The organism is Streptomyces sp. NPDC026500 (assembly GCF_055567635.1).
This window is the reverse complement of sequence record NZ_JBVHQB010000072.1, coordinates 1-1347: the sequence shown is the minus strand read 5'-3', so window position 1 is coordinate 1347 and position 1347 is coordinate 1. Positions and strand designations below refer to the sequence as shown.

The window sequence follows — 1347 nt, the reverse complement described above, 5'->3', positions numbered from 1 at the left end:
GGGGCCTCCCCCTGAGTGGTGGACACGCTGATACTGGATCTGCTTGATCCGGAGGAAGCGAGAAGACCGCCGATGGCGATGAAGGACTACTCGGACGAGTTCAAGGCCGATGCCGTGGCCCTGTACGAGTCCACACCCGGGGCGACCTACAAGAGCATCGCCGCCGACCTGGGCGTCAACCGGGCCACCCTGCGTGAGTGGGTGCTGCGGGACCGTGAACGCCGCGGCGTCACCGCTGCGGCTGCGAAGCCGGGCGGCCCGCCTCGGGAGGCGGTGCCGTCCGCTGATCCGGACGAGCGGGTGCGGCAGCTGGAGGCCCGGGTCGCCGAGCTCGAGGCAAGTGAGCGCAAGCTCGCCACCGAGCGGGACATCCTCCGCAAGGCGGCCAAGTATTTCGCCGGAGAGACGAACTGGTGAGGAGCCGCTTCCAGTTCGTTGACGACCACCGGGACACCTACGAGGTGAAGCGGCTCTGCCAGGTCCTGGACGTGAACCGGTCCAGCTACTACAAGTGGCTCGCGGGCGCCGAGGCCCGAGCCGCCCGGCAGCACAAGGACCGGGTCCTGGCCGAGGAGATCCGCGAGGTCCACAGCGAGTCCGGCGGCGCCTACGGCTCCCCGCGCGTGACCGCCGAACTCCGCGGGAAAGGGCGGCGGGTCAACGAAAAACGGGTCGCCCGCATCATGCGGACGTTCTCCATCACCGGCATCCGCCTGCGCAGACGCGTCCGCACCACGATCCCGGACCCGGCCACCTCACCGGTTGCGGACCTGTTCCAGCGGGACTTCACCGCCACCGAACCCGGCCTGAAATACATGGGCGACATCACCTATCTTCCCCTGGACAACGGGGAGTTCCTCTACCTCGCGACCGTGCTGGACTGCTTCAGCCGCAAAGTCGTCGGCTGGTCCATCGCCGACCACATGCGCACCAGTCTGGTCGCCGACGCGCTGCGGATGGCCGTCCGCACCCGGGGCAGCCTCAGCGGGGCGGTGTTCCATTCCGACCACGGGGCCCAGTACGGATCCCGGGCCTTCGCCGGCCTCTGCGACCAGCTCGGGGTCGCCCGGTCGATGGGCGCGATCGGCACCAGCGCCGACAACGCTGCCTGCGAAAGCTTCCACGCCTCCCTGAAACGCGAGACCCTCCAGGGCGCCCACGACTACGGTGACGCCGCCACCTGCCGCAGGACCGTCTTCGCCTGGCTGACCCGCTACAACACCCGCCGCCGGCACTCCGCCAACGGCCACCTCAGCCCCAACGAATACGAACGCCGACACCACACCGCTAAACTCACGCTCGCCGCGTGATCAATAACCGCGTGCCCACCTTCACGGGGGAAGGCCC

General features: G+C 69.0%; 1 protein-coding gene. It reads left to right on the top strand.

Going from position 1 to position 1347, the window contains the following annotated elements; genetic code table 11:
* Positions 1 to 72 precede the first annotated feature (72 nt).
* A protein-coding gene (locus ACZ4N5_RS43035) for an IS3 family transposase (RefSeq protein WP_467762413.1) occupies positions 73 to 1310 on the top strand; the annotation gives its coding sequence in 2 pieces (ribosomal slippage) (positions 73 to 396 and positions 399 to 1310; 1236 coding nt in all).
* Positions 1311 to 1347 lie beyond the last annotated feature (37 nt).